Here is a 17718-nt window from a genome sequence, read left to right on the forward strand (position 1 = left end):
CCATGCCCACGCAGAAGCATATCGTCGCTTCCTACGACGCTCAGCTGAACAAGCTGCACGAGACGATCGCTCGCATGGGCGGCCTCGCCGAAGCACAGCTTTCCGCGGCCATGCAGGCCATGCTCAACCGCGACAGCGACCTCGCCGGACGGGTCATGGGCGGCGACAGCAAGGTGGACGAGTTCGAAGCCCTCATCAACGACCAGACGGTGCGCCTGCTGGCCCTGCGGGCGCCGGTGGCCGACGACCTGCGCACGGTGCTGACGGCGCTGAAGGTGGCCAGCACGCTGGAGCGCGTGGCCGATTACGCCGCCAATGCCGCCAAGCGCACCCTGGTGCTGAACCAGTCCCCGCCGATCCCGCCGGTGCGGGCGGTGGTGCGCATGGGCTCGCAGGTCCTGTCCATGCTCAAGGAAGTGCTGGACGCCTATCTGGAACGGGACGTGGAGCGGGCGCTGGACGTATGGAAGCGCGACCAGGAGGTCGACGACCTCTATTCCAGCCTGTTCCGCGAATTGCTGACCTACATGATGGAAGACCCGCGCAACATCACGCCGGGCTCGCACCTGATGTTCATCGCCAAGAATATCGAGCGCGTCGGCGACCACGCCACCAATATCGCCGAACTGACCTATTACATGGCCAAGGGCGTCTCGCTGCGCGGAGAACGCCCCAAGGGCGACACCACGCCCTTCGTCGGCGACCCCGAAGGGCCGAAGGTCCAGGAATAGAAGGCCCGGCGCCCGCTCCGATGCTGCCCCCGCGCGAGCGGGGGGGCAGGCCGGTCAGGCCGCCGGGGCCAGCACCTTGTCGGGATATTTGCACCACTCGGACACCGGGCAGCGCCAGCATTCGGGGCGGCGGGCCTTGCAGATGTAGCGGCCGTGCAGGATCAGCCAGTGATGGGCGTGGAGCATCCATTTCTTGGGGATGACGCGCAGCAATTCCTGCTCGACCGCCAAGGGTGTCTTGCCCGGTGCCAGGCCGGTGCGGTTCGAGACGCGGAAGATATGCGTATCCACCGCCATGGTCGGCATGGCGAAGGCGACGTTCAGCACCACATTGGCGGTCTTGCGCCCGACACCGGGCAGGGCTTCCAGCTCTTCGCGCTCGCGCGGGATTTCACCGCCATGGCGCTCGACCAGGATGCGGCTGAGCTCCAGCACGTTCTTGGCCTTGGTGTTGAACAGGCCGATAGTCTTGATGTGCTCGCGGATCCCCTCCAGCCCCAGCGCCACCATCTTCTCGGGCGTATCGGCGATCTGGAACAGGGCCTTGGTGGCCTTGTTCACCCCCGCATCCGTCGCCTGGGCCGACAGCACCACCGCGACCAGCAGCGTGTAGGGATTGACGTATTCCAGTTCGCTCTTCGGCTCGGGATTGTCCGCGGCAAGACGGGCGAAGAAATTGTCCACCGCCTTGGCGGACATGCGGCGGCGGGTCGTAAGGCTGGCCATGATTCCTCCTTTGCGCGGAACGCAAGGTAGCAATGACGGAGGCGCAGCGGAAGAGGCCGTCCCGCCGCTTCGCTTCCGTCCGCCATGGTGGTAGGCTCCGCCCCTAGTCTTTGTGGGGGAGTTCCATGGCCGATAGCAATTTGGTGAAAAGAGGCCTGAGCGTCATGTGGACCGTGCTGCTGGGCGTGGCGGTGCTGGTGACGGCGGCCCTGGTGGTCTTCGTCGCGCTGGACATCGCGGCGCGCATCACCGATCCGCAGCAATGGCGCTTCGAAAAGTCCCTGGGCAAGGCCCTGCGCGAGGATTGGGACCAGGCGGCCATGACCGACCTTGCCAATTTCGGCTGGCAGCGGGCCTGCGTCGACGGCCCCGCCCACAGCGTCACCGTCCATAACGTCGACGGCAGCCAGCGCGATTTCCTGATGAACCTGCCGCCCCTTGTCTCGGTCGTGACCCATGGCGACGGCTGCGCTCCGCGCGAAGAGGCCGTCTTCGGCATCGAGCGCACCCCCGAACAGACCATCCTGCACTTCCCCGCGCAAACGCAGGCGGAGTGAAGGAAGGGCTGAGCGCCGATCCATGCTTCGGGACGGCCCTTCGGGGCCTCCTCAGGCATGAGGTTCGTTTTTTAAAAACCATCAATGAATTAGCCTCGTGCCTTAAGGAGCCGCCTTGCGGCGTCTCGAAAGGCGAGGCGGGCCAGAAACACGCCCTATTCCACCGCCAGCCGGTAAAGGACGTGGCGGCGCAAGGGATGGCCTTCGGGCAGCAGGGGATGGTCGAAATCATCCTCGGGCCGGGTGGTCATCCCCAGCCGTTCCATGACCGCGCGGGAACGGCGGTTGCGCGGCACGGTGAAGGCGACCACTTCCGCCAGCCCCAGGGCGTCGAAGGCGAAGGAACAGGCGGTCAGGGCCGCCTCGGTGGCGAAGCCGCGTCCCCAGAAGGCCCTATCCAGGCGCCAGCCGATCTCGACGCAAGGCGTGAAATGGGCGCGGAAGCCGGGCACGGATAGGCCGACGAAGCCGATGAAGGAGGCCTCGCCCGGCACTTCCACCGCCCAGAAGCCGAATCCCCGCTGGTCCATCCGCTGGCGGATCTTGGCGGCCAGGGCGTCGCTTTCGGCCCGGTTCAGCACCGAGGGCAGGAATTCCATCACCTGCGGATCGGCGTTCAGGGCCGCGAAGGGGACAAGATCCTCATCCTGCCAGGGCCGCAGCAGAAGCCGCTTGGTCTTGAGCGTGGAACCGCCAACCATGTCAGAACAACATGTGAAATTGATCTTCGGGTGAAATGGGCGTGTAGAAATACAGGGCGACACCGTTGGGATCGGCGATGGTGAAACCGCGATCCCCCCAATCATGGTCCTCCAGCGGCAGCAGGACCGTCACCTCGGCAGCCACCAGGCGACGGTATTCCTCGTCCACGTCATCGACCCGAATGTTGAAGGCCACGCCCTGGCCGGTGAATTCGGTCTGGCCCTGCTGAGGCAGCATGAAGACGATTTCGGGCGCACCTTCCTCCTCGCCCAGGCGCAGCACCAGGTACCAGGGACTGTCGAACAATATCTCGGCCTTGAAATGCCGGGTGTAGAAGTCCCGCGTCTCCTTGATCCGGCGGGTAACGATGCAAGGATCGAGTGCGTAATGCGCCATCGGCGGTACTATTGTCCTGGAAGATCGGGGAACAGCTTAAAGCAGTACAGCACTCCCCTATCGCCGTCCAGCATTCTCACCGCACCGCAACATGCTCCAAAAGAGTCAGCAGGCCCGACAGCAAAGCGCGGGGCGAGGGCGGGCAGCCGGGAATCGCGATATCCACCGGCAGGATCCTATCCGCCCCGCCCAGGCAGGCATAGGAGCCCGCGAACAGCCCGCCATTACAGGCGCAATCGCCCGCCGCCACCACCCATTTCGGCGCAGGCGTGGCGTCATAGGTCCGCTTCAGGGCTTCGGCCATGTTCAGCGCCACCGGGCCGGTCACCAGCAGCACATCGGCATGGCGCGGGCTGGCGACGAAGCGAAGGCCATAGCGTTCTAGTTGGTAGACGGGATTGTTCAGGGCGTGGATTTCCAGTTCGCAGCCATTGCACGACCCGGCATCCACCTCGCGGATGGACAGCGACCGCCCCAGGGACAGCCGCGCCGTCTCGCCCAGGCGCGCGGCCAATTGCTGCAGCGTCTCGCCATCGACCGGCGGCGGTGTCTCGGTGCGGCGGCGCGAGAACAGATCGCGGGCGAGGATCTTCAGCAAGGACATGACCGCCTCCGTCCCTTCCTTGTTCCGTCACTCCCGCGAAAGCAGCAGTCCCTCTCAGCCGAGGAAGATGCTGCGGCGGCATGGATTCCCGCTTGCGCGGGAATGACGATTGAAAGCAACGAGATCCCGAATTCTTGCCGCGTCACAGGTCCACCCCCGCATAGGAGCAGTTGAAGGACTTGTTGCACAAGGGGAAGTCGGCAACGATGTTGCCTTCGATGGCAGCCTCCAGCAGCGGCCATTGAAACCAGGAGGGATCGCGGGGATGACAGCGGACGATGCGCCCCACCTGGGACAGCCGCACCCAGACCAGGATCTCGCCTCGGAAACCTTCGACCAGCGCCATGCCCTCGCCGCCGCGCGTCGGGATGGGGGTATGCAGGGGGCCGGGGGGCATCTGGCTCAGGATGCGCCCGATCAGGTCCAGGCTGGCGCGTATTTCCTCGATGCGGATCCAGATGCGGGCATTGACGTCACCGTCCTGGCGCACCGGCACGGGCAGTTCCATCTGGTCGTAGGGCGGATAACCGGGAAGGCGGCGGGCATCGACGGCGCGGCCCGAGGCACGGCCGACGAAGCCGGTGGCGCCGAACTGGCGCGCCAAGGCAGGGGTGCAGACGCCCGTCCCCACCGTGCGGTCGAGCAGGCTGGGGCTGTTGTCGTAAAGTTCGACCAATTCCTCGAAACGGGGCCGCAGGCGGGCCAGCATGTCCTGAAGGAGAGCCGCGCCTTCCGCCGTCAGGTCGCAAGCCACGCCGCCGGGGACCACCGCATCCATCATCAGGCGATGGCCGAAGCAGCTTTCGCAGATACGCAGGATTTCCTCGCGCAGAACCGAGCATTCGCCCAGCATCAGCGCGAAGGCGGCGTCGTTGCAGATGGCGCCGAAGTCAAAGATATGGTTGGCGATGCGCTCCAACTCGGCCATCAGGGCGCGCAGCCAATGGGCACGGGCAGGGGCCTCGGCGCCGCTGGCGGCTTCGACGGCGCGGGCGAAGGCGATGGCATAGGCCACCGTACTGTCGCCCGAGACGCGCCCCACCAGCTTGGCCGCCTGGGCGACAGGCTTGCCGATCAGCGCCCCTTCCAGGCCGCGATGAACCCAGCCCAGCCGTTCCTCCAGCCGCACCACCGTTTCGCCTGCGCAATGAAAGCGGAAATGGCCGGGCTCGATGATGCCGGCATGGACCGGCCCCACGGGGATCTGGTGCAGCCCCTCGCCTTCCACCGGCAGGAAGGAATAGGCATAGGGTGCCGGCGGAGGTGGCCGGCGGGCCAAGGCCAGCGGATGGGTCACACCCCAGCGCCCGTGATCGAGCCAGGGACGCCCGTCGGGATTGCCCGCCGCCTGCAGGCCATAGAGGTCGGCCACGGCGCGTTCCAGCCGCAAGACACCGGGCCGGACCTGGGACAGTGACGCGAAGCGGCGGTCCGTGCAGGAATGCGAGGCCACGGCGATCTCGCCCGTTTCCTCGTCCCGCAGGGCGCAATGAATCTCGTTGCCGTCCGCCCACAGGCCCAGCACGTCCCAATCCTCGACCGCCAGTTCCGCCACCAAACCGCGCCAGGCTGCTTCGTCCAGGACGAAGCGCGGCCAGGGCTGGTGCGCCGCCACCGGGCGGGAGAAGGAGAGATAATGCAGCAGGGTGGTCTTGCCGGTAATCATGGCCTCATCCCAACATCGCCGCGACGGATTCGAACCAGGCCACCAGGGCCGGCGGCAGCCACAGCCCGGCAATCACCACCAGGGCCAGATGCAGCACCATGGGCGCCACCGCGACACCATTGACCCAGGGATTGGGCACCGGATAGCCGAGCAGGGGCGAGGGCTCGCCGAAGGCCAAGCTTTGCAGCCGCATCACCAGCGCCCCGAAGGTCAACAGCAAGGCGAGGATCAGCGGCACCGCCAGCAGCGGCTGTTGGGCGAAGGCCGAGGCGACGACCAGGAATTCGCTCATGAAGATGCCCATAGGCGGCAGGCCGGCAATGGCGACCACGCCGATTACCAATCCCCAGCCCAGCACCGGGCGGCTGACGGTCAGCCCGCGGATGTCGCTGAGGCGCGCGCTGCCCACCGTCTGCACCGCCAGCCCGACGGCGAAGAAGACCGCCGACTTGGCCAGGGAATGCATGGTCATATGCAACAGCCCGGCGAAGTTGGACAGCGCCCCGCCCATGCCGAAGGCGAAGGTCATGATGCCCATATGCTCGATCGAGGAATAGGCGAACAGCCGCTTGATGTCGCGCCGCCGATAGAGCATCAAGGCCGCCACGAAGAGCGAGGACAGGCCCATCGCGATCATGAACGGGCCGGGGTCCATGGCGCCGTCGTTGGCGGAGACGATCATCTTCATGCGCAGGATGGCATAGAGCGCCACGTTCAGCAGCAGGCCCGACAGCACGGCGGCGATGGGAGTGGGGCCTTCGGCATGGGCGTCGGGCAGCCAGTTGTGCAAGGGCGCCAGCCCGACCTTGGTGCCGTAGCCGACCAGGATGAAGACGAAGGCAAGGCTGAGCAGCGCCGGCTGGAAGTCGCCCGCCTGCCCGATCATCGCCGTCCAGGCCATGGCTTGGCTGCCAGCGCCCAGGACCGGCTGCGCGGCCATGTAGACCAGGATGGTGCCGAACAGTGCCAGCCCGATCCCCACCGAGCAGAGGATGAAGTACTTCCACGCCGCCTCGATGGCCGGGCGGGTGCGGTACAGGCTGACCATCATCACCGTGGTCAGCGTCGCCGCCTCGATCGCCACCCACAGCAGGCCGATATTGTTGGCCGTCAGTGCCAGCAGCATGGTGAAGAGGAAGGCCTGGTACATGGCATGGTAAAGGCGCATCTGCGGCGGCGCCAGGCGCTTGGCATTACCCTCGCGGCTGATATAGGCGGCCGAGAAGATGCTGCTGCCCAGCCCGACGAAGGCCGTCAGCACCACCAGGAAGACGTTGAAATCATCGATGAACAGCAGCGCCGTCGGCTCTGGCCGCTGCCCCACCAGAACCAGCGACAGGCCGAAGGTGACGGCAGAGACGGCGATATTGGTCAATGCCGCCAGCCGCCAATGGGGCAGCAGGAACAGCACACCCGCGCCGATCAAGGGCGCGGCCAGCAGCCAGAGCAACGGATTGGCGGCCTGAAGCGCGGTCATGGCCGGTCTCCGCGATAGGGGTCCAGGGTCTCCACGTCCAGGCTGTCGAAACGCTCGCGGATGCGGAAGAAGAAGATGCCGAACAGGATCATCGCCACCAGCACGGCGAAGGCGACGCTGATCTCGACCACCAGCGGCATGCCCTGCGCGCTGACCGCGGCCAGCAGCAGGCCGTTCTCCAGCGCCATGAAGCCGATGACCTGGGTCACGGCATTACGCCTGGTGATCATCATCAGCAGGCCCAGCAGCAGCACCGACATCGCCAGGGCCAGGCTTTCCCGCGCCAGGGCCGCCGCCCCTTCCGTCACCGGCAGGACCAGCAGGATCGACAACGCCACCAGCCCCACCCCGATCACCAAGGTCGGGCCGATGCCGAGCGCCGTCTCGATGGTACGATGCATCCCCAGCCGCCGCACCAGCCAGGACAGGGCCAGCGGCACGATGATGGCCTTGAAGACCAGGGCGATGGCCGCCGTCAGATAGAGATGCGGCGCATCCTGGATATAGGCCTGCCACGCCGCCGCCGCCGCCAGGGCCAAGGCCTGCAAGGCATAGATGCGGATGACCGACGACACCCGGCGCTGATAGAGCAGGGCGAAGCCCATCATCAGCACCGTCGCCCCGATCAGATGGGCAAGGTCATAGGTCAGCGTCGCGGTCATGATGGAAGTCCGGGATCTTGCGGGCTGCCGCCCGCGCCCGCTTGGGGCCTTGGGCCCCAAACCCCGTTGTCGTCATTCCGGGCGCAGCGGAGCGGAGACCCGGAATCCAGGACAGACGGCGGTACTGGACTCCCGCTTTCGCGGGAGTGACGGAAATGAGGAATGGGGCTTGGGGCCTGAAGGCCCCAAGCGGGTCCGGGCGGCAGCCCGTAAACTTGATATCCCGCCATCACACCGCCTCCGAGACATACAGGAAGATGGTGCCCAGCAGGGCCAGCAGCAGGGCGCCGCCCAGGAAGTCGGCGACGCGGAACAGGCGCATCTTGGCGATGCTGGTCTCGAACACGGCCAGGGCGACGGCGATGCCCGCGAGCTTGACCACGTAAGTGACGAGGCCCAGCAGGATCGCCAGGAAGCCGCCACCGGGCAGGGCGATGCCCCAGGGCAGGAAGAGACACAGGATCAGCGAAGCGAACAGCCACAGCCGCAGCATGCCCGTCGCCTCCATCAAGGCGAGGTGACGCCCGGAATATTCCAACACCATGGCTTCGTGGACCATGGTCAGTTCCAGATGGGTGGCCGGATTGTCGATGGGGATGCGGCCGGTTTCGGCGATGGCGACCATGGTCAGGGCGGCCAAGGCCAAGCCCATCGAGACTTCCAGCCCGATCCCGCCGCCCAGCACGAAGCCGACGATATTGGCGGGCAGGGTGGAACCCGCCAGCAGCGACAGGCTGAAGGTGACCATCAGCATGGCCGGTTCCGCCAGCGAGGCGATCATCATCTCGCGGCTGGCGCCCAGCCCGCCGAAGGCCGTCCCCGCATCCATCCCGGCCAGGGCCGTCAGGAAGCGGGCGATGCCCAGCAGCGCCACCAAGGCGATCAAATCGGCGGCATGGACCAGCGTCAGATGGGTGGTGAAGGTGGGCACGATGGCGGCGGCCAGCAGCACCGCCAGGAAGCAGCCATAGGGCGCGAGGCGGAACAGCCAGGAGGAATCCTCCGACACCACCGGCTCTTTGCGCAACAACCGGTACAAATCCCGATAGGGCTGCAGCAACGACGGCCCGCCGCGCCCCTGCAGCACCGCCTTCAGCCAGCGCACCAGCCCGGTCAGGCCGGGGGCCAATGCCAGGGCCAGGGCGATCTGGAGGATCTGCCACAGGGCCGCGCTCATTGCCGCACCCCGACGACCACCAGCAGCACCACCAGCGTCAGGAACATCAGCATCAGGTAACGGCGGATGCTGAGGAACTGCATCCGGTTGATGCGCTCGGCCAGCCAATCCACCCCTGCCGCCAGCGGCAGATAAAGGCCCTGCCAGATGGGGTCGCGCATCCGCAGCGAGAAACGCGCCGGACGCGGGTCTCCGGGCGGCGGCATCTCGACCGTCTCGCGCGCGCCGAAAATCCGCGTGCCGAAGACCCGGCGCAGGGGCTGGGCGAAGCTGTCGGCGGTATATTGCGTTGCCGGGCTGGGATCGGGCTGACCGCAATCCCAGGACGGCGCCACCCGCACGGGAAGCGGGCTGAGGCGGCGTGTGGCCCAAAGCAGCAAGCCCGCCAGGACCAGCCCCGCCAGCACCAGAACGGTGGCGGCATAGGAACCGCGCTCGCCATCCGCCGGGCTCAGCCAGGGCCAGCCCAGCCCCACCGCCGGTTCCAGCGCCGCGCCCGCCAGCGGCTCGGCGATGGTCGCCAGGGCACCGGTCACCGTCACCGGGATCACCCCCAGCACCACGCAAAGCACGGCCAGCAGGACCAAGGCGGCGCGCATGGGCGCGACGACCTCTGCGGCCTGGGCGGCGGCAGCGGAGCGCGCGCGGCCCAGGAAGGCGATGCCGAAGGCCCGCACGAAACAGGCCGCCGCCAGCGCCGCCGCCAGGGCCAGCAGGGCGCCGACCACCGGCACGCCGAATTTCATGGTCCAGTGCGGCAGTTCCGGCCCCCGGAACAGGGACTGGAAGATCAGCCATTCCGAGACGAAGCCGTTCAGCGGCGGCAGGGCGGAAATCGCCATGGCGCCCAGCAGGAAGGCCGGCGCCGTCACCGGCATCCGCTTGATCAGCCCGCCCAGCCGGTTCAATTCGCGCTCATGCGTCGCGGCCTGGACCGCGCCCGCGCCGAGGAACAGCAGGGTCTTGAAGGCGGCATGGTTGAGCATGTGATAGAAGGCCGCGACCAGCGCCAGGGCCGCCAGGGCCTGCCGCCCCTGGTCCTTGAAGGCCAGGGCCAGCCCCAGGCTGATGGCGATGACGCCGATATTCTCGACGGTGGAATAGGCCAGAAGCCGTTTCAGGTCGGTCTGCATCAGGGCATAGAGCACCCCGATCACCGCACTGGCCGCGCCGATCAGCATCAGCGCCGCGCCCCAGCGCCAGTCCACCGCGCCATGCAGGTCGAAGAGGATGCGCACCAGGCCGTAGAGGGCGACCTTGGTCATGACGCCGCTCATCAAGGCCGAGACATGGCTGGGCGCCGCCGGATGGGCCTGGGGCAGCCAGGCATGGAGCGGCACCAGCCCGGCCTTCGATCCCGCCCCCAGCAGCGCCAGCAAGACCACCAGGAAACCGGCGACGGGGCCGAATTCCCCCGCGCGCATGGCCTCGAACCGGAAATCGCCGCCCTCTCCGGCCATCAGACCGAAGGCCGGCAGCAGGCAGAACCCGCCGAAGGAAGCCATGATCAGGTAGAGATGGGCGGCCCGGCGGGTTTCCTGGTCCCGGTGGTTGGACAGGACCAGCAGCCAGGAGGCCAGCGACATGAATTCCCATCCGACCAGGAAGACGAAGGCGTCGTCGGCCAGCACCACCACGTTCATGCCCAGCAGGAACAGCGGAAAGAAGGGCGTGACGCGGCGGTATTCCGGCGCATGAAGGCCGTAGCCGATGCCATAGAGGGCGGCCATGGCGGCGGGCAGGTTGATGACCAGCAGGAAGAAGGCCGAAAGCTGGTCCAGGCGGAAATGCGCCGCCATCCAAGGCAGGCCGAAGGGCAGTACCGCCAGCCGCGCCGCATCCCCCGCCGCCAGATGCACCAGGGCGACCAGCGCCAGCACCAGGGCGCTGCCCAGGCACAGGCCGTAGGCCGCCTGATGGGCGCGCGCCAGATGTCCGGCCCCCAGGGGAACCAGGGACGCGACCAGCAGAAGGAGCAATGCAGCTCCGGCGGTCATGCCGTTTCACCCCCCAACAGCACGCAAAGGGATTGCTCCCGAAACACCTTGGGTCCCCCGTTCAGCCTCGTCTTGAAAGGCGAGGTCACGAAAGTCTAACATCCCTCTCGCGGTACACAAGAGGGGGTAACCCTACTGGCAAAACCCTGACCGCAGGATATATACCCGCCTGGCCGAGGGCTTCCCTTTCCTAGACGAAAGAAGAGGTCTTCCCAAAAGCCAGACCCGCCGACTCGGTCTTCGGACCGAAGCATACCGGGAGTAGGAAGTGCCCTTTTCGTTGAAGACCCTGATCAAGGTTGCCGTCGCCATCGTCGCCCTGGTTGCCATCGGCGCCACCATGCTGCCGACCTCCTCGGTCGCCTACGACCTGCGCTTCCTGCGCATCGGCACCGGCCCCACGGGAGAAAGCCATTTCTCCATCGGCGGCGCCCTGGCCAGCGTCTTCTCCAATCCCCCCGGTTCCCGCGAATGCGAGAAAGGCGGCAGCTGCGGCGTGCCCGGCCTCATCGCCGTGGCCCAGTCCACCGCCGGTTCCAGGGCCAATATCCAGGCCCTGTCGGAAAAGCGCCTGGATATCGGGCTGGCCCGGGCGGACATGGCCTATTGGGCCTTCCACGGCACCGGACCCTATGCTCAGAACGGCCCCGTCAAGAACATGCGGGCCCTCGCCATGCTCTATCCCGACAGCATCCAGCTGGTGGTCCGGCGCGATGCCGGCATCGACGCGGTCGAGGACCTGAAAGGCAAGCGCGTCTCGCTGGGCGAGTTGGAATCCGGCACGCAGATCAACGCCAAGACCATCCTGGACGCCTGGAAGGTGCCCGAGAAATCGCTGAAGGCGGTCGAGCATCTGCGCGGTCCGGCTGCCGCCGATGCCCTGGCGGCCGGCGAGATCGACGCCTTCTTCATCATCGACAGCTGGACCTCTCCCGCCGTCGCCGAACTGGCCCGGCGCGCCGAGATCGACCTGGTGCCGCTGGACGGCGAACCGGCCCGCGAGCTGATCAAGCAATACCCCTTCCTGACGGCCGGTCAGGTGCCGCCGAACAGCTATCAGGGGGTCGAGCGGGGAATCCCGACGCTGAACATCCCGGTCGTGCTGCTGGCCGGGGAACATCTGGAACAGAGCCTCGTCCACGGCATCACCCGCGCCCTATGGCATGGCAGCACGCAGAAGATCCTGCGCAACGGCACCATGCGGGGCCGGATGATCGAGCTGCAATCGGTCACCGACCGGCTGGACCTTCCCCTGCATGCCGGCGCGGAAACCTATTATCTCGAACAGGGCCCGGCCCCCGAACTGGTCACGCAGTAGCCGCAGCGGCCCAGTCGCGCATGGCCGGCAGGTCCCAGATCGCCTGCATATAGGCCGCCGAGACGTCATCGACGCCGACGCCATAGGTGGTGAAGCGGCTGACCACCGGGGCATACATGGCATCGGCGATGGTGAAGCGGCCGAACAGGAAGGGGCCGCCCTGTCCGAAACGGGCGCGGCAATCGCGCCAGATCGCGGTGACGCGGTCGATATCGGCCTGAACCTCGGGCGGGATCCCGGACATGGGCGCATGCAGGGAAATGTCCATCGGCATGACCTGGCGCAGGGCCTGGAATCCGGCATGCATCTCCGCCGAAACCGCCCGGGCCACCGCGCGGGCGTCCCGTTCCGCGGGCCACAGCCCGGCTTCCGGAAAAAGCTCGGCCACATATTCGCAGATGGCCAGCGAATCCCAGACCTTCAGCCCGTTATGGATCAGCAGCGGCACCTTGCCCGAGGGCGAGTGCGCCAGGATCTGCGCCTTGGTATCGGGCTGGCGCAGCGTCACCTCTTCCTCTTGGAAGGTCGCACCGGCGTGGCGGAGGGCCATATAAGGCCTTAGAGACCAAGTAGAATAGCGTTTCGTACCAACTACCAAGACAAATTCGTCCATCTGCCCCTCTCCTGTCCGCGAGACCGCGGCCATGATGGGCAAGGCCGACCGAACGGGCAAGGGGAAGAGGTTTTGTCTTTTCCGCAGCCCTCGACTCGGCCATCTTATGGTCGCCGCAAAAGGAGACTGCCGTGCTGGAGCATCTGATCAACAGCGTCAACGACGAAGCCGCCGTGATCGTGCCATTGCGCAAATCGCACCTCGAGACCTGGCTGGCCGAACAGCCGTCCCGGGTCGCCCAATGGGTTTCGGGCAACCGTTTCAAGGCCGATGCCGGCAGGACACTGGCCTTGCCCGACGAAAACGGCCGCCCCGCCACCATCCTGCTGGGGCTGGGCGAGGACGACGATCTGTGGGCCTTCGCCGGATTGCCGTCCAAGCTGCCCCAGGGCGGCTATCGGCTGGTTTCGGGCCTGGCGCCGGAAATGGCCAGCCGCGCCGCTTTCGGCTGGGCCATGGGCACCTATCGCTTCACACGCTTCAAGAGCAATGGCGGCCACGACTTCCCCAGCCTGCTCTGGCCCGAAAATGCCGACCGCGCCTGGGTCGAGCGGACCGCCGCCGCCACCGCCCTGGTCCGCGACCTGATCAATACTCCGGCCTCGCATATGGGCCCCGAGGAACTGGCCGAAACGGCCCGCAGCCTCGCCAACCGCCACAATGCCCGCTGCCGCATCATCCAGGGCGAGGAATTGCTGCACGAGAACTGGCCGGCCGTCCATGCCGTGGGCCGCGCCTCCCCCCGTGCGCCGCGCCTGATCGACCTGCGCTGGGGCGCCCCCGAGGCGCCCAAGGTGACCATCGTCGGCAAGGGCGTCTGCTTCGATACCGGCGGGCTGGACCTCAAGGGCGCCGCCAGCATGAAGCTGATGAAGAAGGATATGGGCGGGGCCGCCCATGCCCTGGGTCTGGCCCAGATGATCATGAGTGCCGACTTGCCGGTCCGCCTGCGCGTGCTGATTCCGGCGGTCGAGAATTCCGTCTCCGGCAGCGCCTTCCGGCCCGGCGACGTCATCAAGACCCGCAAGGGTATGACCGTCGAGATCGGCAATACCGATGCCGAAGGCCGCCTGATCCTGGCCGATGCCCTGTACGAGGCGGACCAGGAGAAGCCCGAGATGCTTTTGGACTTCGCCACCCTGACCGGCGCCGCCCGCAGCGCACTCGGCGTCGAACTGCCGGCCATGTTCAGCAACAACGACGCCCTGGCCAACGATTTCCTGGCCGCCGGGGAACGCGAAGGCGATCCACTGTGGCGCATGCCGCTCTGGCGCTCCTACCGCCGGATGCTCGACAGCAAGGTCGCCGACATCAACAACGTCTCCGACAGCCCCTATGCCGGGGCCATCGTCGCCGGACTGTTCCTGCAGGAATTCGTCAGCGACGAGACGCCCTGGGCCCATGTGGACATGATGGCCTGGAACACCTCCTCGCGCCCCGGCCGTCCCGACGGCGGCGAAGCCATGACCCTGCGGGCCGCCTACAGCCTGATCGCCGGGCGGTTCCAGAAATAGAAGAGGTCCGGAAGCGGGGCAACTTCCCATTGCTCCGCTTCCCTGGGTGAGATAACAGGTTTCGGCAGCAAAACGAACGAGGGGCGAGATGGGGGTGGACCTCAAGGCCGTGCAGGCCCTGGACCTTTGGCGCGGAGCCATCGTCGAAAGCGTCCGCCGCGACGCCCCGGACCTGTCGGCCCGCCAGATGGCCCTGCTGCTGACCGTCTACCTGACCCCGCCGCCTCATACCGTGCGGGGGCTCTCGGCCAGCCTCAATGTCTCGAAACCGGCCATCACCCGCGCCCTGGACCGCCTCTCCGAGTTCGGCCTGCTCAAGCGCAAGCAGGACGAGGCGGACCGCCGCTCGGTCCTGATCCAGCGCACGGTCAAGGGCTCGGTCTTCCTGCGCGAATTCGGCGACATCATCGTCGCCGCCGCCCAGGAGGCGGAAAAAGTTCCACGTGAAACATAGAGCGGAGCGAGAAGCTCCCGCTTGGACTCTGCCCAAACCCGCAAAGGGCCTTGGGCCCTTTGAGCCCGTTCTATTTTCAGGAGATTCAAGAGGCGAGCCTCTTGGCGGGTGCAGGGCAGCGCCCTGCAATAGTCTGAAAAAGGGAGCACGGCGTTCCCCGCCATGCCCCCTTGATCCTTACTTCACCGAATCATAAGCCGCCAGCACGGCCATGTTGACGATGTCGGAGACGGTGGCGTCCATCGAGGTGATCTGGACCGGCTTGGACAGGCCCAGCAGGACCGGGCCGATCACCGTGCCGCCGCCCAGCTTCTGCAGCAGCTTCGAGGTGATGTTGGCCGAATAGAGGCCGGGCATCACCAGCACGTTGGCCGGGCCGGACAGGCGGCAGAAGGGATAGACCTTCATCATTTCCGGGTCCAGGGCCACGTCGGCGGCCATTTCTCCGTCATATTCGAAGTCGACATGGCGCTTGTCCAGGATGGCAACCGCTTCACGGACGCGATGGGACTTGTCCGAAGTGGGATTGCCGAAATTGGAATAGGACAGCAGCGCCACGCGCGGCTCATGCCCCATCTGGCGCGCCTTGGCGGCGGCCTGGACGGCGATGTCGGCCAGTTCTTCCGGGGTCGGCGTCTCATGCACCGTGGTATCGGCGATGAAGACGGTGCGCCCGCGCGACAGCAGCATGGTCACGCCCATGGGACGCTGGCCCGGCTTGGGATCGAGCACGCGGCTGATCTCGTCGAAGGCGGCATAATAGGTGCGGGTCAGGCCCGTCACCATGGCATCGGCATCACCGGCCAGCACCATCAGCGCGCCATAGATATTGCGTTCCTGGTTGACCATGCGCTGGGCGTCGCGGTGCAGGGCACCCTTGCGCTGCAAGCGCCGGTACAGCAGCTCGGTATATTCCTTGGTGTGGTAGGACAGCCTCGCATTCTCGATGATCAGGCCGTCGGTGCCGCCCAGGCCGCTGGCTTCCATGGTCTTGCGGATGCGGTCCTCGCGGCCGATCAGGATCGGCGTGCCGAAGCCGCCATTGCGGAAGGCGAGGGCGGCACGGATGGTCTTTTCCTCTTCGCCCTCGGCGAAGACCACCCGGCGGGGATTGTTGTGCACCTGTTCCGAAATCGCCTGCATGGTCGCCGTGGTCGGGTCCAGGCGGGCCGAGAGTTCGCGGCGATAGGCGTCCATGTCGATGATCGGCTTGCGCGCCACGCCGCTATCCATGGCGGCCTGCGCCACGGCGGGCGGAATGGCGGCGATCAGACGCGGATCGAAAGGCACGGGGATGACGTATTCCGGACCATAGCGCAGGCGGCGGCCGGAATAGGCGCGGTCCACCTCATCGGGCACGTCCTCGCGCGCCAGAGCGGCGATGGCCTCGGCGGCGGCGATCTTCATGGCGTCGTTGATGGTCGAGGCGCGCACGTCCAGGGCGCCGCGGAAGATATAGGGGAAGCCCAGGACATTGTTGACCTGGTTCGGATAATCCGAACGGCCGGTGGCGACGATGGCGTCGCTGCGCACCGCCTTGACCTCTTCCGGAGTGATTTCCGGATCGGGATTGGCCATGGCGAAGATGATCGGACGATCGGCCATCTGCGCCACCATTTCCGGCGTCACCGCGCCCTTCACCGACAGGCCGAAGAAGACGTCGGCGCCCTTCATGGCTTCTTCCAGGGTGCGGGCATCGGTCTCGACCGCATGGGCCGATTTCCACTGGTTCATGCCCTCGGTGCGGCCCTTGTAGATGGTGCCCTTGGTGTCGCACATGATGACGTTGTTGGTGGCCACGCCCATGGCCTTGACCAGCTCGACGCAGGCCACGGCGGCGGCGCCGGCGCCGTTGACGACGATCTTGGTGGTCTTGATGTCGCGCCCGGTCAGGGCCAGGGCGTTGATCAGGCCGGCGGCGGCGATGATGGCCGTACCGTGCTGGTCGTCATGGAAGACCGGAATGTCCATCACCTCGCGCAGGCGCTGCTCGATGATGAAGCATTCCGGCGCCTTGATGTCTTCCAGGTTGATGCCGCCGAAGGACGCGCCCAGGAACCGCACGCAATTGACGAATTCGTCGACGTCGCGGGTCTCGACTTCCAGGTCGATGGAATCCACGTCGGCGAAACGCTTGAACAGCACCGCCTTGCCTTCCATCACCGGCTTGCTCGCCAAGGCGCCCAGATCGCCCAAGCCCAGCACGGCCGTCCCGTTCGAGATCACCGCCACCAGGTTGCCCTTGGCCGTGTAATCATAGGCCAGCGAAGGGTCGCGGGCGATGTGAAGGCAGGGAGCGGCAACGCCGGGGGAATAGGCCAGCGACAGGTCGCGCTGGGTGGTCAGCGGCTTGGTCGGAATGATCTCAATCTTGCCCGGGCGGCCCGAGGCATGCATGAGCAGGGATTCGCGTTCGAGGTTACGGTTCGGAGTGGTCTCGTCCATATCGGCAGGGGCCTTCGGAAAACAGGGGAAGGGAGGGGGCTAAAGAGTGGAGGTCTTGCGGTCGTTGACGTGGATGTTCGTCGCGCCGTTCTCGGCAAGAATGGTCTTGGCGCGTCCTTCGCGCAGGGGGTCGGGGGCATAGACCCACAGGATGACGCTGCCGGCTTCCAGCGCCCGGGCGAAATCCTCGGAATGGGGCTGGGCCGACACTTCGTCGAGCAATTCCTTGGCGGCGGCGCCGCCGACACCGGCGGCGACCAGGCCGGCGATGGCCGCCCCCACCGGACCGGCGGCCAGGGCGATCAGCCCGGCGGCGACCAGGGGGCCTTCGTAGCGCAGCTCGCCCACCAGCCCGACCAGGCTGTCGCGCCAGGACTTGCCCGGCTTGCCGGCGGCGTCTATGGATTCGTGCGAGGTGAGGACCGACAGATCGGCCGTGTCGAAACCGGCCTGTTTCAGGGCGGCGATGGTGCGTTCGAATTGCGCGCGGTCGGACAGGATGCCGACGACTTCGCGGCTGACCGGATGATTGCTATCGTTCACGGCTTTTCCCGTTGGTTGGCTGCGGGGGGAAATCATTCTGCCCGAGGCTTTTTGCGATTCATAGGCGGTTTTGAGACTTTTGCACCCTGTCGGGTCGACGTGATAGTGTCCCCACCCGTCATTCTCCCCTGATCCC

At 66.5% G+C, this 17718-nt stretch carries 17 protein-coding genes; 5 read left to right on the forward strand and 12 right to left on the reverse strand.

Annotation, left to right across the window (positions count from 1 at the left end; translation table 11 throughout):
* Positions 1-2 precede the first annotated feature (2 nt).
* Positions 3-731, forward strand: a complete 729-nt coding sequence (gene phoU, locus EPD66_RS14050) for a phosphate signaling complex protein PhoU (protein WP_142849143.1) — start codon at positions 3-5, stop codon at positions 729-731.
* Positions 732-785: 54 nt separating this feature from the next.
* On the opposite strand, the gene nth is transcribed toward phoU, so the two are convergent.
* On the reverse strand, positions 786-1457 hold the full coding sequence (gene nth / locus EPD66_RS14055) for an endonuclease III (protein ID WP_370511883.1): 672 nt from the start codon (positions 1455-1457) through the stop codon (positions 786-788).
* Between the two features lie 125 nt (positions 1458-1582).
* On the opposite strand from nth, the gene EPD66_RS14060 reads away from it, so the two are divergent.
* Positions 1583-2014 carry a hypothetical protein gene (locus EPD66_RS14060; protein ID WP_142849144.1) on the forward strand — a complete coding sequence of 144 codons (432 nt, stop codon included), beginning with the start codon at positions 1583-1585 and terminating at the stop codon, positions 2012-2014.
* Between the two features lie 155 nt (positions 2015-2169).
* Here EPD66_RS14060 and EPD66_RS14065 read toward each other — a convergent pair whose 3' ends face one another.
* The 8 genes from EPD66_RS14065 to hyfB all read right to left on the reverse strand — a co-directional run bounded on the left by EPD66_RS14065 (position 2170) and on the right by hyfB (position 10695).
* Positions 2170-2715, reverse strand: coding sequence for a GNAT family N-acetyltransferase (locus tag EPD66_RS14065; protein ID WP_142849145.1), 546 nt, complete (start codon positions 2713-2715; stop codon positions 2170-2172).
* A gap of 1 nt (position 2716) precedes the next feature.
* Positions 2717-3112 carry a VOC family protein gene (locus EPD66_RS14070; protein WP_142849146.1) on the reverse strand — a complete coding sequence of 132 codons (396 nt, stop codon included), beginning with the start codon at positions 3110-3112 and terminating at the stop codon, positions 2717-2719.
* 76 nt (positions 3113-3188) lie between these two features.
* Entirely contained in the window at positions 3189-3710 is a 522-nt protein-coding gene (locus EPD66_RS14075) for an NADH-quinone oxidoreductase subunit B family protein (protein ID WP_370511885.1), read from the reverse strand.
* 148 nt (positions 3711-3858) lie between these two features.
* Positions 3859-5382, reverse strand: a complete 1524-nt coding sequence (locus EPD66_RS14080) for a nickel-dependent hydrogenase large subunit (RefSeq protein ID WP_142849148.1) — start codon at positions 5380-5382, stop codon at positions 3859-3861.
* 4 nt (positions 5383-5386) lie between these two features.
* Positions 5387-6859 carry a hydrogenase 4 subunit F gene (locus EPD66_RS14085; protein ID WP_142849149.1) on the reverse strand — a complete coding sequence of 491 codons (1473 nt, stop codon included), beginning with the start codon at positions 6857-6859 and terminating at the stop codon, positions 5387-5389.
* The gene (locus tag EPD66_RS14090) at positions 6856-7521 is read right to left on the reverse strand and encodes a hydrogenase-4 component E (protein ID WP_142849150.1); all 666 of its coding nucleotides are present in this window, start codon (positions 7519-7521) and stop codon (positions 6856-6858) included. The genes EPD66_RS14085 and EPD66_RS14090 overlap by 4 nt, the downstream gene beginning before the upstream one ends.
* 229 nt (positions 7522-7750) lie before the next feature.
* The gene (locus tag EPD66_RS14095) at positions 7751-8698 is read right to left on the reverse strand and encodes a respiratory chain complex I subunit 1 family protein (protein ID WP_142849151.1); all 948 of its coding nucleotides are present in this window, start codon (positions 8696-8698) and stop codon (positions 7751-7753) included.
* Entirely contained in the window at positions 8695-10695 is a 2001-nt protein-coding gene (hyfB, locus tag EPD66_RS14100; RefSeq protein WP_142849152.1) for a hydrogenase 4 subunit B, read from the reverse strand. Before hyfB ends, EPD66_RS14095 begins: the two co-directional genes overlap by 4 nt.
* Positions 10696-10963: 268 nt before the next feature.
* Here hyfB and EPD66_RS14105 point away from each other — a divergent pair, with 268 nt between their 5' ends.
* Positions 10964-12013 (forward strand): TAXI family TRAP transporter solute-binding subunit, encoded by a 1050-nt coding sequence (locus tag EPD66_RS14105; RefSeq protein WP_142849153.1) that lies wholly within the window; start codon positions 10964-10966, stop codon positions 12011-12013.
* Here the strand turns inward: EPD66_RS14105 and EPD66_RS14110 are convergent.
* Entirely contained in the window at positions 12003-12659 is a 657-nt protein-coding gene (locus EPD66_RS14110; protein WP_370511884.1) for a glutathione S-transferase family protein, read from the reverse strand. The two genes, EPD66_RS14105 and EPD66_RS14110, sit on opposite strands and share 11 nt — an antisense overlap.
* Before the next feature lie 98 nt (positions 12660-12757).
* Between EPD66_RS14110 and EPD66_RS14115 the strand changes: the two genes are divergently transcribed.
* Together EPD66_RS14115 and EPD66_RS14120 are read left to right on the forward strand one after the other, a co-directional pair.
* Positions 12758-14140 carry a M17 family metallopeptidase gene (locus tag EPD66_RS14115; protein WP_142849155.1) on the forward strand — a complete coding sequence of 461 codons (1383 nt, stop codon included), beginning with the start codon at positions 12758-12760 and terminating at the stop codon, positions 14138-14140.
* A gap of 88 nt (positions 14141-14228) precedes the next feature.
* The gene (locus EPD66_RS14120; protein WP_142849156.1) at positions 14229-14594 is read left to right on the forward strand and encodes a MarR family transcriptional regulator; all 366 of its coding nucleotides are present in this window, start codon (positions 14229-14231) and stop codon (positions 14592-14594) included.
* A 177-nt stretch (positions 14595-14771) separates the two neighbouring features.
* Here EPD66_RS14120 and EPD66_RS14125 read toward each other — a convergent pair whose 3' ends face one another.
* Positions 14772-17039, reverse strand: a complete 2268-nt coding sequence (locus tag EPD66_RS14125) for an NADP-dependent malic enzyme (protein WP_142849157.1) — start codon at positions 17037-17039, stop codon at positions 14772-14774.
* Between the two features lie 39 nt (positions 17040-17078).
* Positions 17079-17582 carry a hypothetical protein gene (locus EPD66_RS14130; protein WP_142849158.1) on the reverse strand — a complete coding sequence of 168 codons (504 nt, stop codon included), beginning with the start codon at positions 17580-17582 and terminating at the stop codon, positions 17079-17081.
* Between the last annotated feature and the right edge of the window lie 136 nt (positions 17583-17718).

Source organism: Telmatospirillum sp. J64-1 (assembly GCF_006980715.1).
GTDB lineage: Bacteria > Pseudomonadota > Alphaproteobacteria > Rhodospirillales > Magnetospirillaceae > Oleiliquidispirillum > Oleiliquidispirillum nitrogeniifigens.

Bases quoted from the DNA above. Each gene is read 5' to 3' on its own strand.
- phoU (WP_142849143.1), top strand. From the start codon at position 3: ATGCCCACGCAGAAGCATATCGTCGCTTCCTACGACGCTCAGCTGAAC.
- nth (WP_370511883.1), bottom strand. From the start codon at position 1,457: ATGGCCAGCCTTACGACCCGCCGCCGCATGTCCGCCAAGGCGGTGGAC.
- EPD66_RS14060 (WP_142849144.1), top strand. From the start codon at position 1,583: ATGGCCGATAGCAATTTGGTGAAAAGAGGCCTGAGCGTCATGTGGACC.
- EPD66_RS14065 (WP_142849145.1), bottom strand. From the start codon at position 2,715: ATGGTTGGCGGTTCCACGCTCAAGACCAAGCGGCTTCTGCTGCGGCCC.
- EPD66_RS14070 (WP_142849146.1), bottom strand. From the start codon at position 3,112: ATGGCGCATTACGCACTCGATCCTTGCATCGTTACCCGCCGGATCAAG.
- EPD66_RS14080 (WP_142849148.1), bottom strand. From the start codon at position 5,382: ATGATTACCGGCAAGACCACCCTGCTGCATTATCTCTCCTTCTCCCGC.
- EPD66_RS14085 (WP_142849149.1), bottom strand. From the start codon at position 6,859: ATGACCGCGCTTCAGGCCGCCAATCCGTTGCTCTGGCTGCTGGCCGCG.
- EPD66_RS14090 (WP_142849150.1), bottom strand. From the start codon at position 7,521: ATGACCGCGACGCTGACCTATGACCTTGCCCATCTGATCGGGGCGACG.
- EPD66_RS14095 (WP_142849151.1), bottom strand. From the start codon at position 8,698: ATGAGCGCGGCCCTGTGGCAGATCCTCCAGATCGCCCTGGCCCTGGCA.
- hyfB (WP_142849152.1), bottom strand. From the start codon at position 10,695: ATGACCGCCGGAGCTGCATTGCTCCTTCTGCTGGTCGCGTCCCTGGTT.
- EPD66_RS14110 (WP_370511884.1), bottom strand. From the start codon at position 12,659: ATGGCCGCGGTCTCGCGGACAGGAGAGGGGCAGATGGACGAATTTGTC.
- EPD66_RS14120 (WP_142849156.1), top strand. From the start codon at position 14,229: ATGGGGGTGGACCTCAAGGCCGTGCAGGCCCTGGACCTTTGGCGCGGA.
- EPD66_RS14125 (WP_142849157.1), bottom strand. From the start codon at position 17,039: ATGGACGAGACCACTCCGAACCGTAACCTCGAACGCGAATCCCTGCTC.